At 64.5% G+C, this 13,432-nt stretch carries 12 protein-coding genes; all 12 read right to left on the reverse strand.

Going from position 1 to position 13,432, the window contains the following annotated elements; all coding sequences use genetic code 11:
* Positions 1–7: 7 nt before the first annotated feature.
* The 12 genes from greA to bamA all read right to left on the reverse strand — a co-directional run bounded on the left by greA (position 8) and on the right by bamA (position 13,429).
* On the reverse strand, positions 8–484 hold the full coding sequence (greA, locus tag BSY239_RS09565) for a transcription elongation factor GreA (RefSeq protein WP_069046649.1): 477 nt from the start codon (positions 482–484) through the stop codon (positions 8–10).
* A 148-nt stretch (positions 485–632) separates the two neighbouring features.
* A complete protein-coding gene (carB, locus tag BSY239_RS09570; RefSeq protein ID WP_069046650.1) occupies positions 633–3,878 on the reverse strand; it encodes a carbamoyl-phosphate synthase large subunit in 3,246 nt (1,081 codons plus the stop codon).
* 37 nt (positions 3,879–3,915) lie between these two features.
* Positions 3,916–4,278 carry a hypothetical protein gene (locus tag BSY239_RS09575; protein ID WP_069046651.1) on the reverse strand — a complete coding sequence of 121 codons (363 nt, stop codon included), beginning with the start codon at positions 4,276–4,278 and terminating at the stop codon, positions 3,916–3,918.
* Between the two features lie 10 nt (positions 4,279–4,288).
* Positions 4,289–5,455, reverse strand: a complete 1,167-nt coding sequence (carA, locus tag BSY239_RS09580; protein ID WP_069046652.1) for a glutamine-hydrolyzing carbamoyl-phosphate synthase small subunit — start codon at positions 5,453–5,455, stop codon at positions 4,289–4,291.
* A gap of 269 nt (positions 5,456–5,724) precedes the next feature.
* Entirely contained in the window at positions 5,725–6,495 is a 771-nt protein-coding gene (locus BSY239_RS09585; protein WP_069046653.1) for a TrmH family RNA methyltransferase, read from the reverse strand.
* Complete coding sequence (gene rnhB / locus BSY239_RS09590; RefSeq protein ID WP_069046654.1) at positions 6,492–7,139, reverse strand: ribonuclease HII; 648 nt, start codon at positions 7,137–7,139, stop codon at positions 6,492–6,494. Before rnhB ends, BSY239_RS09585 begins: the two co-directional genes overlap by 4 nt.
* Positions 7,111–8,256, reverse strand: coding sequence for a lipid-A-disaccharide synthase (lpxB, locus tag BSY239_RS09595; protein ID WP_083239903.1), 1,146 nt, complete (start codon positions 8,254–8,256; stop codon positions 7,111–7,113). The genes rnhB and lpxB overlap by 29 nt, the downstream gene beginning before the upstream one ends.
* Positions 8,257–8,263: 7 nt before the next feature.
* A complete protein-coding gene (gene lpxA, locus BSY239_RS09600) occupies positions 8,264–9,058 on the reverse strand; it encodes an acyl-ACP--UDP-N-acetylglucosamine O-acyltransferase (RefSeq protein ID WP_069046655.1) in 795 nt (264 codons plus the stop codon).
* A gap of 19 nt (positions 9,059–9,077) precedes the next feature.
* The gene (gene fabZ / locus BSY239_RS09605; RefSeq protein WP_069046656.1) at positions 9,078–9,518 is read right to left on the reverse strand and encodes a 3-hydroxyacyl-ACP dehydratase FabZ; all 441 of its coding nucleotides are present in this window, start codon (positions 9,516–9,518) and stop codon (positions 9,078–9,080) included.
* A complete protein-coding gene (gene lpxD, locus BSY239_RS09610; protein WP_069046657.1) occupies positions 9,515–10,567 on the reverse strand; it encodes a UDP-3-O-(3-hydroxymyristoyl)glucosamine N-acyltransferase in 1,053 nt (350 codons plus the stop codon). Before lpxD ends, fabZ begins: the two co-directional genes overlap by 4 nt.
* A 16-nt stretch (positions 10,568–10,583) precedes the next feature.
* Positions 10,584–11,102: an OmpH family outer membrane protein gene (locus BSY239_RS09615; protein ID WP_069046658.1), complete on the reverse strand. Its 519-nt coding sequence runs from the start codon at positions 11,100–11,102 to the stop codon at positions 10,584–10,586.
* Positions 11,102–13,429: an outer membrane protein assembly factor BamA gene (gene bamA, locus BSY239_RS09620; protein ID WP_069046659.1), complete on the reverse strand. Its 2,328-nt coding sequence runs from the start codon at positions 13,427–13,429 to the stop codon at positions 11,102–11,104. The genes BSY239_RS09615 and bamA overlap by 1 nt, the downstream gene beginning before the upstream one ends.
* Positions 13,430–13,432 lie beyond the last annotated feature (3 nt).

Genomic DNA, 13,432 nt, shown 5'->3' on the forward strand with positions numbered 1-13,432 from the left:
TGCGGCATCAGGCGTAGCGCACGGCCACAATCTCGAAGCGCTTGGTCCCGCCCGGGGCCTGCACCTCGGCCACATCGCCCTCTTCCTTGCCAATCAAGGCACGCGCAATCGGGCTGCCAATGTTCACCAGCCCCAGTTTGAGGTCGGCCTCGTCTTCACCCACGATCTGGTAGGTCACGGCCGCGCCGCTGGCTTCGTCTTCCAGCTCCACCGTGGCGCCGAACACCACCTTGCCACCCGCGTCCACGGCCGTCGGATCGATGATCTGCGCGGCAGAGAGCTTGCCTTCGATCTCGGCGATACGGCCTTCGATGAAACCCTGGCGGTCCTTGGCGGCGTCGTACTCCGCGTTTTCGCTCAGGTCGCCCTGCGCACGTGCTTCGGCGATCGCGTTGATCACCCAGGGGCGGTCCACGGTCTTCAAGCGGTGCAGCTCTTCCTTGAGTTTTTCAGCGCCGCGTTTGGTGATGGGCATGGTGGCCATGGGATCCTCCGGAAATCGGGTTGCAGCCGTCTGTGCGTCTGCGTCAATACAAAAGGAAACCGCCGAGCGTTGCCGGTCGGCGGTGTACTGGAATCGATTATGCCCCGGTCGAGCCGATGGGCTCAACCGGGATGAACCCGCACCGGGCTCAGAGCTGCGCGTGCATTTCCTGCACCGAAATCACACCCAGGCTGTCGATGTACTGCATGCCTTCCACAGCCGCTTCTGCGCCGGCGATGGTGGTGAAGGTGGTCACCCGGGCCAGCAGGGCCGAGGTGCGGATGGCGCGGGAATCGGTGATGGCGTTGCGGCGCTCTTCCACCGTGTTGACCACCAGCGCGATGTCGCCGTTCTTGATCATGTCGACAATGTGCGGGCGGCCTTCGGTGACCTTGTTCACCGTCTGCACCGCCACACCAGCGGCGCTGATGGCCGCCGCCGTGCCACGCGTGGCCACCAGCTCGAAGCCCATGGCCACAAGCTGACGACCAATCTCGACCGCGCGCGGCTTGTCGCTGTTCTTCACAGTGAGGAACACCTTGCCCGAGGTCGGAAGCTTGGTGCCGGCACCCAGCTGGCTCTTCACGAAGGCCTCACCAAAGGTCTTGCCCACGCCCATGACCTCACCGGTGGACTTCATCTCCGGGCCGAGGATGGTGTCCACGCCCGGGAACTTCACGAACGGGAACACGGCCTCCTTGACACTGAAATACGGCGGCGTGACTTCAGCACCGATGCCCTGGTCGTCAAGCGACTGGCCGGCCATGCAGCGCGCGGCCACCTTGGCCAGCTGGATGCCGGTGGCCTTGGAGACAAAGGGCACGGTGCGCGAGGCGCGTGGATTCACCTCCAGCACGTAGATGACGTCCTGGCCGTCCACCTCTTGAATGGCGAACTGCACGTTCATCAGGCCGATCACGTTCAGGCCTGCTGCCATGGCTGCGGTCTGGCGCTTGAGCTCGTCCACCGTGGCCTTGCTCAGGTAGTAAGGTGGCAGCGAGCAGGCGGAGTCACCGCTGTGCACGCCGGCCTGTTCGATGTGCTCCATCACGCCGCCGATGAACACGCGTCCGGTGTGGTCGCGGATCGCATCCACGTCGCACTCGATGGCGTCGTTCAGGAACCGGTCGAGCAGCACTGGCGAATCGTGGCTCACCTTGACCGCTTCGCGCATGTAGCGCTCCAGGTCGCGCTGCTCGTGCACGATTTCCATCGCACGGCCACCCAGCACATAGCTGGGGCGCACCACCAGCGGGTAGCCCAGCGCGGCGGCTTTTTCAAGCGCCTCGGGCTCGGCACGTGCGGTGGCATTGGGTGGCTGGCGCAGGCCCAGCGTGTGCAGCAGTTGCTGGAAACGCTCGCGGTCTTCGGCGGCGTCGATCATGTCGGGGCTGGTGCCGATGATGGGCACGCCGGCTGCTTCGAGACCCAGCGCGAGCTTCAAGGGCGTCTGGCCGCCGTACTGCACGATCACGCCCAGCGGCTTTTCCTTGTCCACGATTTCCAGCACGTCTTCGAGCGTGAGCGGCTCGAAGTACAGGCGGTCCGAGGTGTCGTAGTCGGTCGACACGGTTTCGGGGTTGCAGTTGACCATGATGGTCTCAAAGCCGTCTTCGCGCATGGCGAGCGCGGCGTGCACGCAGCAGTAGTCGAACTCGATGCCCTGGCCGATGCGGTTGGGGCCACCGCCCAGCACCATGATCTTCTTGTTGTTCGTTGGCTCGGCTTCACACTCGCCGTCGCCGTGGCCTTCGTACGTGGAGTACAGGTAGGCGGTGTCGGTGGCGAATTCCGCCGCGCAGGTGTCCACGCGCTTGTAGACCGGGCGGATGTTTTCGGCGATGCGGCGCTCGCGCACGGACTGGTCGTTGGTCTTGAGCAGCTTGGCCAGGCGGCGGTCGGAGAAGCCCTTCTTCTTCAGCCCGCGCAGTGTTTCGGCGTCGATCGCTTCCAGGCTGGTTTTCTCCAGCGCGAGCTCGATCTTCACGATCTCTTCGATCTGCACCAGGAACCACGGATCGATCTTGGTGAACTGGTGGACTTCTTCCATGGTCCAGCCGGCGGCAAACGCGTCGCCCACGTACCAGATGCGGTCGGGGCCGGGCTCGCCGAGTTCGCGCTCCAGCGTCTCGCGGTCCTGCGTCTTCTCGTTCATGCCGTCCACGCCCACTTCAAGACCACGCAAGGCCTTCTGGAACGATTCCTGGAAGGTGCGGCCCATGGCCATGACCTCGCCCACGCTCTTCATCTGCGTGGTCAGGCGGCTGTCGGCGGTGGGGAATTTTTCGAAGGCAAAACGCGGGATCTTGGTGACCACGTAGTCGATCGACGGCTCGAACGACGCCGGCGTGGCGCCGCCCGTGATTTCGTTGCGCAGTTCGTCCAGCGTGTAGCCGATGGCCAGCTTGGCCGCCACCTTGGCGATGGGAAAACCCGTGGCCTTGGAAGCCAGTGCCGAGGAGCGCGACACGCGCGGGTTCATCTCGATCACCACCATGCGGCCGTCGGCCGGGTTGATGGAGAACTGCACGTTGGAGCCGCCGGTGTCCACACCGATCTCGCGCAGCACGGCCAGCGAGGCGTTGCGCAGGATCTGGTATTCCTTGTCGGTCAGCGTCTGCGCGGGTGCAACGGTGATGGAGTCACCGGTGTGCACGCCCATGGGGTCCAGGTTCTCGATCGAGCAGACGATGATGCAGTTGTCCGCCTTGTCGCGCACCACTTCCATCTCGTACTCCTTCCACCCGAGCAGCGACTCTTCGATCAGCAGCTCGTTGGTGGGCGAGGCTTCCAGGCCGCGCTTGCAGATGGTCTCGAACTCTTCGGGGTTGTAGGCAATGCCGCCACCGGTGCCACCCAGCGTGAAGCTGGGGCGGATCACCACGGGGAAGCCCACGGTCTTCTGCACGCCCCAGGCCTCTTCCAGGCTGTGGGCAATGCCCGAGCGCGCCGAACCCAGACCGATCTTGGTCATGGCGTCCTTGAACTTCAGGCGGTCTTCGGCCTTGTCGATCGCTTCGGGCGTGGCGCCGATCAGCTCCACGTCGTACTTCGCCAGCACGCCGTTGCGCCAGAGATCGAGCGCGCAGTTCAGCGCCGTTTGGCCACCCATGGTGGGCAGGATGGCGAAACCGCCTTGGGCGAGCGGACGCTCCTTGGCAATGATCTTCTCCACCGTCTGCCAGGTGATGGGCTCGATGTAGGTGACGTCGGCGGTGGCCGGGTCCGTCATGATGGTCGCGGGATTGCTGTTGATCAGCACGACCTTGTAGCCCTCTTCGCGCAGGGCCTTGCAAGCCTGCACGCCGGAGTAGTCGAACTCACAGGCCTGGCCAATGATGATCGGGCCAGCGCCGATGATGAGGACGGTTTGGATGTCGGTTCTTTTGGGCATGGGGTTCGCTGTGTTTGCGTCGGCCGGGAGCGTGCGCTCAGGCCTGACGCTGGGTGTCCAGTGTGTTCAGCAAGGCCTGCAATCGCTCGGCCGGCACGTTTTTCTGCATCAGCTGCAGCAGGCCGTCGCCTTCGATCAGGGGGCGCAGCACTTCAATCTCTGCGTCGTAAAAACGCGCGTCCCAGGCCGCCAGCTCGGTGTTGAAGGTCTCGTCGTCCCAGGTCTTGCCCTTGGCCAGCAGCGTCACCAGCGGCATGGCCTTGTTCTCCAGAAACGCCTTGCGGTAGGGCTTTTGCGCCCAGCGCTGGGCAAACCAGTCCTTGTGCGGCGCCTCCAGCGTCAACATGCGTTTGCCGATGGCTTTCTCGATGGCGAACACAGGAAAACTGAAGAGCTTCATGGCGATGGCCTCAGACGGTGGCGCTCACGCGGGCTTGCATGAGGTCGATGAAACGGTCGAACAGATAACCGATGTCGTGCGGGCCGGGCGATGCCTCGGGGTGACCCTGGAAGCAGAAGGCCGGCTTGTCGGTGCGGGCCAGGCCTTGCAGCGTGCCGTCGAACAGGCTCACGTGGGTGGCACGCAGTGTGGCGGGCAGGTCCTTCTCATCCACCGCAAAACCGTGGTTCTGGCTGGTGATGGAGACGCGGCCGTTGTCCAGGTCTTTCACCGGGTGGTTGGCGCCGTGGTGGCCGAACTTCATCTTGAAGGTCTTGGCACCGCTGGCCAGCGCCAGGATCTGGTGGCCCAGGCAGATGCCGAAGGTGGGCACACCGGCTTCGACGATCTCGCGCGTGGCCGCAATGGCGTAGTCGCAAGGCTCAGGGTCGCCCGGGCCGTTGGAGAGGAACACGCCGTTGGGCTTGAGCTTGAACACGTCGGATGCGGGCGTCTGCGCGGGCACCACGGTGATCTTGCAGCCGCGCTGCGCCAACATGCGCAGGATGTTGTTCTTCACGCCGAAGTCGTACGCCACCACATGGAAACGCGGCGCGATCTGCTCGCCGTAACCAAAGCCGAGTTGCCACTCGGTCTGCGTCCAGGCGTAGGGCTCGGTGGCCGAGACCACCTTGGCCAGGTCTTGACCGGCCATGTTGGGCGCGGCCTTCGCAGCGGCCACGGCCGCTGCGCGGTGCGCGTCGGTGATCGCCTCGCCAGCCGGCAGCGCGACGATGCAGCCGTTTTGCGCGCCGTGGGTTCGCAGGCGGCGCGTGAGGGCGCGGGTGTCGAGGTCGGCAATGGCCACCGTGCCTTCGCGCTGCAGGTAGTGCGAGAGCGTTTCGGTGCTGCGGAAGTTGGAGGCCAGCAGGGGCAGGTCTTTGATGATCAGGCCGGCGGCGTGAATGCGGCTGGCTTCGACGTCTTCGGCGTTGATGCCGGTGTTGCCGATATGCGGATACGTGAGGGTCACGATCTGCTGGCAGTAACTCGGATCGGTGAGGATTTCCTGGTAGCCGGTGAGCGAGGTGTTGAACACCACCTCACCCGTGGTCTGACCGGTGGCGCCGATGGAGACGCCTGTAAAGACCGTGCCGTCGGCGAGCGCGAGAAGGGCTTTCGGGTGGACGGGAAGCACGGATGGGACTCCAGAAGTGGGGCGAAACACAGGCCACCGGCGGTTGGTGCCGCGCAGGCTTCGCACCCGCCCTGCCCCTCACTTGCTGGGGACTCGGACGGAAGGAAGCCTGGGGTGAGGAACCGGGGTGAGCGCGCGTTGCGCTGATTGCGGGTAAACCCCGGAATTATATGTCGTCCCCCAAGCTCCCCCGCTTCGCGAGGTCCGCTGCCCCCGAGGGGGCTGATCCGGCTTGGGGCGGCCCGGCGCCGGATCTGCAGGCCCCACGTTCACCTCATGGCCGTTGCGCTCGCGTGCAGACAGACGGCGGCGGCAGCCGCCACGTTGAGCGACTCTTCCCCGCCCGGCTGTGCAATGCGCACCGACTGCGCGGCCATGGCTTCCAGTCCAGAACTCACGCCCTGCCCTTCGTGCCCCAGCACCCAGGCGCATGGCCATGGCAAAACGGCCTTGTGCAGCAGATCACCCTGGTGTGAGCTGGTCACCAGCAATGGCACTTCGAGCGCGACCAGGTCTTCGACCGACAGGCCTTCCACCAAACGCAGGGCAAAGTGCGCACCCATGCCCGCACGCAACACCTTGGGCGACCAGAGGGCGGCTGTGCCCTTGAGTGCGAGCACCTGGCCAAAGCCGAAGGCCGCCGCACTGCGCAGGATCGAACCCACGTTGCCGGCGTCCTGCAGGCAGTCCAGCACCACGGCGGACTGTCCCGTGTTCAGCCCCGTGGCCTTGGGCAGATCCCAAACAAACCCCACACCGGCCGGGGACTCGAGCCCGCTGATGGAGGCCATGAGCGCGCGAGGCACGGTGACGATGTGGTCGGACGCGTCGCGCAGGTCGTGCGGCGCCTGCACCCAGAAATCGTCGGTGAACACAGCCATGGCGGGCCGGTGGCCGCGTGCCAGCAAGGCCCGGCAGAGGTGATCACCTTCCAGCCAGACCTGCCCCTGCTTGCGGTAGGCGGTGTTGTCCTGCGCCAGCACACGCAGGCGTTTGAGCAGCGCGTTGTCGCGCGAAGTGATGACGGTGGGTTCGCTCATGCGGGTGCGTTCTGTTGCTGGCTGGCAAGGGCCAGCGCCCGGGCCACGGGGGCAAACGAGCGCCGATGCATGGGCAGGGCCCCATGGGTCTGCAGCGCGCGCAAATGTTCGGCCGTGCCGTAACCCTTGTGCCGGTTGAAGCCGTACTCGGGGTGCTGCAAATGCAGTTCACACAGCATGCGGTCGCGCGTGACTTTGGCGAGGATGGAGGCGGCAGAGATGCTGGGCACCAGCGCATCACCCGACACGATGGCCTCGGCCAGCACGTCCAGCGCCGGCAGGCGGTTGCCGTCCACCAGCACCTTGGTCGGTTTCAACCGCAAGCCAAGCACCGCGCGGCGCATGGCCAGCATGGTGGCTTGCAGGATGTTGAGTTCGTCAATTTCTTCCACCGACGCCAGTGCGATGCTGCAGCACAGCGCCTTGGCGCGGATCTCGTCGTACAGGCGCTCACGGCGCATTGCGGTGAGCTGTTTCGAGTCGGCCAGGCCTTTGATCGGCTTGAGATCGTCCAGGATCACGGCCGCCGCCACCACCGGCCCGGCCAGCGGTCCGCGCCCGGCTTCGTCCACGCCGGCCACCAGCCCGGGCACATCCCAGACCAGACTGGCCTGCTCAGCCTTCAAGAACTTTTTCGATCGCATCGGTGGCCAGTTGGGCGGTGTCGCGCCGCAGGGTGTGGTGCAGCTCGGAGAAGCGCTGCTGCAAAGCGTCGATTCTCTCAGGCGCGTCGATCCACTCCAGCACACCTTGGGCCAACGCTTGCGGCGTGGCCGCCTCCTGCAAAAGCTCAGGCACCACAAAGTCGTTGCACAGGATGTTGGGCAGGCCCACCCAGGGCTGCAACTGCTTGCGCCGCATGATCTGCCACGACAACCAGTTCATGTTGTAGGCAATCACCATGGGACGTTTGAACAGCGCGGCTTCCAGTGTGGCCGTTCCGCTGGCGATCAAGGTCACATCGCAGGCGGCCAGCGCGGTGTGGGACTGGCCCGCGATCACCTGCAGTTCGGCGCCCAGGCCCGCGCTGCGGGCCGCGGCCTCGACGCGCTCGCGCAGCGCCGGCACGGCCGGCACCACAAACCGGATGCCTGGGCACGCACTGCGCAAACGCACAGCGGCTTCAAAAAACACCTGCGCCAGGTACTGCACCTCGGACGCCCGACTGCCCGGCAGGATGGCGACCACGGTGTCTTCATTGCGCAGCCCCAGGGCAACTCTGGCCGCAGCCCGGTCGGGCTCCAATGGAATCACATTGGCCAGCGGGTGCCCCACGTAGGTGGCGGCAATGTTGTGCCGGGCGAGCAGCTCGGGTTCGAACGGAAAGATGCACAACACATGGTCGGCACTGCGCTGGATCTTCTCGACCCGTTCGGCACGCCAGGCCCAGATGGACGGACAGACGAAATGCACGGTGCGCACGCCGCCCGCCTTCAGGTTGGCCTCCAGGTCGAGATTGAAATCGGGTGCATCGACACCGATGAACACGTCGGGCCGGTCGGTGGACAACAGGCGCTGCTGCAGCTGCGCACGGATGCCGACGATCTCGCGGTAATGGCGCAACACCTCGACATAGCCGCGCACCGCGAGCTTCTCGCTGGGCCACCAGGCCTTGAAGCCTTGCGCCGCCATTTGCGAGCCACCGATGCCGAACGACTGCAGATCGGGCCAGCGCTGCCGCACACCGCCGAGCAAAAGGCCCGCGAGCAGATCGCCCGACGTTTCGCCCGCCACCAGGGCAAAACGTTTGGAAGACGTCATGCCGGGATCAGCGCACGATGCCGCGCTGGGGCGACACCTGGCCCAGGAAATTCAACATCATCTCGACGTCGGGGGCGGCTTCGGGCGTCTTCCCGGTCAGCGCACGGATGCGCTCCACCGACTGTTCCAGCTTCAGGTCCTCGCGGTACAGCGCCTTGTGCATGCCCTTCACGGCTGCGATGCGCTCGGGCGAAAAACCCCGGCGGCGCAGGCCTTCGAAGTTCATCGAACGGGCCTGGGCCGGCTGGCCCTGGCACATCACAAACGGCGGCAGATCGGCAAACAGCAGCGAACACATGGCCGTCATGGCGTGCGCGCCCACACGCACGAACTGGTGCACGACCGTGAAGCCACCGAGGATCACCCAGTCGTCCACCACCACATGGCCTGCGAGCTGGGAGTTGTTGGCGAAGATGGTGTGGTTGCCCACCACGCAGTCGTGCGCCAGGTGCACGTAGGCCATGATCCAGTTGTCGTTGCCGATCTGGGTCACGGCGCGGTCGCCGGGTGAGCCGATGTTGAAGGTACAGAACTCTCGCACTGTGTTGCGGTCGCCAATGACCAGCTCGCACGGTTCGCCGGCGTACTTTTTGTCCTGCGGCACGGCACCCAGCGAGTTGAACTGGAAGATGCGGTTGTCGCGCCCGATGGTGGTGTGACCTTCGATCACGCAATGTGCGCCAATGGTGGTGCCCGCACCGACCTTCACGTTCGGACCGATCACGGTGTAAGGACCCACCGCTACCGAGCTGTCGAGTTCGGCGGCCGGGTCCACCAGCGCAGTGGGATGGATCAGAGACACAGAGCGCCCTCCCCCACCGTCAGGCGATGGTGCGCATGGTGCACATCAACTCGGCTTCGCAAGCCACCTGCTCGCCCACGCGGGTGATGCCCTTGAACTTGAAGATGCCGGCCTTCATGCGGTCCAGCGTCACGTCCATCACGAGCTGATCGCCCGGCTCCACCGGACGCTTGAATCGCGCACCGTCGATGCCGGCGAAGTAGTAAACCGTCTTGTCGTCGGGCGTCACACCCAGCGTGTCGAATGCCAGCAGGGCCGCGACTTGCGCCATGGCCTCCAGCATCAGCACACCCGGCATCACCGGGCGGTGGGGAAAGTGGCCCACGAAAAACGGCTCGTTGATGGTCACGTTTTTCAGCGCCTTGATGCGCTTGCCCTTTTCAAGCTCCAGCACCCGGTCCACCAGCAGGAACGGATAGCGGTGGGGCAATTGCTTGAGAATCTGGTGAATGTCCATCATGGCTTTGTGTTGTTCTGGAGGGCTTGTTCGATCGCGTTTTCGGCGGCCTTGAGGCGTTCGCGGATGCGGTTGAGCTGCTTGAGAGACGCAGCATTTTTTTCCCAGGTCGCATTGTCGTCGATGGGAAACATGCCGGTGTAGTGCCCGGGCTTGAGCAGCGAGCGGGTGACCACCGAGGCCGCCGACACGTGCACGCCATCTGCGATCTTCAAATGCCCCAACACCACCGCACCACCACCGATGGTGCAGCCAGAGCCGATGTTGGCGCTGCCCGCCACACCCACGCAGCCGGCCATGGCTGTGTGAGCACCGACATGAACGTTGTGGCCGATCTGGATCAGGTTGTCGAGCTTCACCCCCTCTTCGATCACGGTGTCGTCCAGCGCACCGCGGTCGATGCAGGTGTTGGCCCCGATTTCAACGTCGTTGCCGATGCGCACGGCACCCAGTTGCTCGATCTTGATCCACGCACCCTGGTGTGGCGCAAAGCCGAAACCGTCCGCGCCGATGACCACACCCGAATGGAGCACGCAGCGTTCACCCAAGGAGCAGCGTTCGCCCACAGTCACACGGGAATGAAGCAGGGTTTGCGCACCCACCTGCACATGTTCGCCAAGCACGCAGTGCGCACCCACGCGCGCACCAACACCGATGCGCACGCCGGCTCCGATGACAGCAAACGCACCCACGTCGACATCCTGGGCCAGCTCTGCGGTGGGGTGCACCGACGCAGTCGGGTGTATGGCTGCCGGCGACACAGCAGCGTGCTCGCGCCGCCACCACTGGGTGAGTCGGGCGAAGTACAGATAGGGGTCGTCGGTGACGATGCACGCGCCGCGCTTGCTGGCCGCCTCGCGCAGCAAGGGCGGAACGATCAGGCAGGCCGCCCGGGTGGTGGCAATCTGAGCCGTGTACCGCGCGTTCGCGATGAAAGCCAGCGCATCGGGCTCGGCCGACGCCAGCGGAGCCAACCGCTGGATGGGGGTGTCGGGCGCGCCAACAAGCTCACCACCGAGGGCTTCGACAATGGAGCCCAGTGGCCGCGACACACCCGGATCCTGCGGCTTACTTGCTGCCGTTCAAGCCGCTGAGCACCTTGTCGGTGATGTCGTGCTTGGGGTTGATGTAGACGGCTTCCTGGATGACCAGGTCGAACTTCTCGGCCTCGGCCACCTGGCGGATCACGCGATTGGCGCGCTCCAGTACGCTTTGCAGTTCTTCGTTCTTGCGCATGTTCAGGTCTTCCTGAAACTCACGCTGCTTGCGCTGGAAATCGCGGTCTTGCTCGACCAGTTGGCGCTGGCGAGTGGTGCGCTGGCTTTCGGGCAAGGTGGGCGCTTCGCGCTCGAACTTCTCCGACGCCGACTTCAGCTGGGCCGCAAGGCCCTGCACTTCTTTCTCGCGCCGGGAGAACTCCTGCTCCAGCTTGGTCTGGGCGGCCTTGGCCGAGTTGGAGTCGCGCAGGATGCGCTCCAGATTCACAAAACCGATGCGCAGGTCTTGCGCTGCGACGCCCAGCGTTGCGAGCCCCAGGGCCACGGCAACGAGCGTCTTGCGGTTGAACAGGCTGGATAGTGTCTTCATCAAAAGGAGGTTCCGATCTGAAACTGGAATTTCTGGATTTTATCGCCGGTGAATTTCCGGATGGGGTTGGCGATGGCGAATCTGAGTGGGCCGACCGGCGAGATCCAGCTCAGACCCACGCCGACGGACGCACGAAGGTCTTTGGCGTTGGGCCGGGAGTCGTTCTCGCCGAACACGTTGCCGACATCCACAAACCCGAACATGCGCAGGCTGCGGTCGTTGCCGGCACCGGGGAACGGGGTGATGAACTCGGCATTGAGTGCGATGCTGCGGTTGCCGCCGATGTTGACGGTGTCCGCAGAGCCCGAGACGGGTGAACTCGGGCCCAGGGTGCCTTGCTCGAAGCCGCGCACCGAACCCAGGCCACCGCCAAAAAAGTTCTTGAACACGGGGTAAGGGCGCCCGCCCAGGCCTTTGCCAAAGCCCAGCTCGCTGTTCAACGCCAGCGTGTACTGCTTGCTCAACGGGAAGTACTGCTGGAACTGGTAGTTCGCCTTGACGTAGCGTGCGTCGCCGGCCACGCCGAGCTCGGTGTTGAAACGCTGCAGGCGGCCGCGGGTGGGCACCAGGGCGCTGTCGCGCGTGTCGCGCGCCCAGCCCACGGTCAATGGAACGGTGTTGCTGGTCTCGCCAAATTCGCGGGCGTAGTCACGGTAAGCGTCTGGCAAGAAAATGCCGGTTTCGATCGTTGTCTGCTCGATACCTGCGCCGAAGAAAACCGTGTCCGCCTCCGTGAACGGCACGCCAAATCGCAAGGACATGCCCTTGGTGATGAGGCGGTAGTCACCCGTGTCGGTGGTGGACTGGGTGTCGTAAGGGCGCGTGGTTCGGTAGTAGGCGTCGATGCTGCGCGAAATACCGTCGGGTGTGAAGTACGGATCCACCGTGCTGACCACCAGCTGGCGGTTGAACTTGCTGGTGTTGACGTCGATGCCGAGGTAATTGCCCGAGCCGAACACGTTCTCCTGGCGGATGCCCGCGATGATGGAAAGCTCTTCGGCTTGCGAGTATCCAGCGCCCAGCGAGAGGTTGCCTGTCGGCTTCTCCACCACCGAGATGGTGAGATCCACCTGGTCGGGCGAGCCCGCAACCGGCTGCGTGTCAATGCCGACCTCGGTGAAGAAACCCAGGCGGTCCACGCGGTCGCGGGACAGGCGAATGCGGTCGCTGTCGTACCAGGCCGATTCGAGTTGGCGGAACTCACGGCGCACAACTTCGTCTCGCGTGCGGTTGTTGCCTTCGACGTTGATGCGGCGCACATAAACGCGCCGAGCGGGCTGGCTGCGCACGATGAACGACACCCGCTTGTTGACGCGGTCGATCTCGGGCGTGGCTTCAACCTGGGCGAAGGCGTAACCGAAGGCACCGAAGTAGTCGGTGAAAGCCTTCACCGTGCTCGTGACGTCTTCGGAGTTGTAGGCCTCTCCGGCGCGCAGGGTGATGAGCGACTTGAACTCTTCTTCCTTGCCCAGGTACTCACCTTCCAGCGCCACCGACGACACCACGTAGCGGTTGCCCTCGGTGATGTTCAGGGTGATCGACATGTCTTGCTTGTCGGGCGAGATCGCCACCTGCGTGGAATCGATGCGGAACTCGAGGTAGCCACGGGTGAGGTAGTAGGAGCGCAGCGTCTCGATGTCGGCGTTGAGCTTGGCGCGCGAGTAGCGGTCGGACTTGGTGTACCAGCTCAGCCAACCGCCTGTGTCCAGATCGAACAGGTTGCGCAAGGTGGATTCGGAGAAGGCCTGGTTGCCCACGATCCGGATGTCCTTGATCTTCGCCACATCGCCTTCGACCACGCTGAAGTTGAGGTTGACCCGGTTGCGCTCGCCCGGCGTGACGGTGGTGACCACCTGCGCGGCGTACATGCTCTTGCTGATGTACTGGCGCTTGAGTTCCTGCTCGGCCCGGTCGGCCAGCGCCTTGTCGAAAGGGCGGCCTTCGGTCAGGCCGATGTCACGCAACGCCTTGATGAGGACCTCGTCGTCGAACTCCTTCATGCCGGAAAAGCTCACGTCGGCGACCGTGGGACGCTCTTCCACGATCACGACCAGCACATCACCATTGATCTGCAGGCGGATATCACTGAACAGACCCAAACCGAACAGCGAACGGATGGCGGTTGAGCCCTTGTCGTCGCTGTACTGATCGCCGATGCGAAACGGCAGCGAGGCGAACACCGTGCCCGGCTCCACGCGCTGCAGGCCTTCGACCCGGATGTCGCGCAAGGTGAATGGATCAACGGCCCAGGCGGGCAATGCGCCGAGCATGGCGGCCGCGAGCGCTGAAAGGGTCAGGCCGCGCAGACCGTTTTTGTTTTTTGTCATGGA

Source organism: Hydrogenophaga sp. RAC07 (genome assembly GCF_001713375.1).
GTDB lineage: Bacteria > Pseudomonadota > Gammaproteobacteria > Burkholderiales > Burkholderiaceae_C > Hydrogenophaga.

Coding starts and splice junctions, on each gene's coding strand:
- greA (WP_069046649.1), bottom strand. CDS start 484: ATGGCCACCATGCCCATCACCAAACGCGGCGCTGAAAAACTCAAGGAA.
- carB (WP_069046650.1), bottom strand. CDS start 3,878: ATGCCCAAAAGAACCGACATCCAAACCGTCCTCATCATCGGCGCTGGC.
- BSY239_RS09575 (WP_069046651.1), bottom strand. CDS start 4,278: ATGAAGCTCTTCAGTTTTCCTGTGTTCGCCATCGAGAAAGCCATCGGC.
- BSY239_RS09585 (WP_069046653.1), bottom strand. CDS start 6,495: ATGAGCGAACCCACCGTCATCACTTCGCGCGACAACGCGCTGCTCAAA.
- rnhB (WP_069046654.1), bottom strand. CDS start 7,139: ATGCGATCGAAAAAGTTCTTGAAGGCTGAGCAGGCCAGTCTGGTCTGG.
- lpxB (WP_083239903.1), bottom strand. CDS start 8,256: ATGACGTCTTCCAAACGTTTTGCCCTGGTGGCGGGCGAAACGTCGGGC.
- fabZ (WP_069046656.1), bottom strand. CDS start 9,518: ATGATGGACATTCACCAGATTCTCAAGCAATTGCCCCACCGCTATCCG.
- BSY239_RS09615 (WP_069046658.1), bottom strand. CDS start 11,102: ATGAAGACACTATCCAGCCTGTTCAACCGCAAGACGCTCGTTGCCGTG.
- bamA (WP_069046659.1), bottom strand. CDS start 13,429: ATGACAAAAAACAAAAACGGTCTGCGCGGCCTGACCCTTTCAGCGCTC.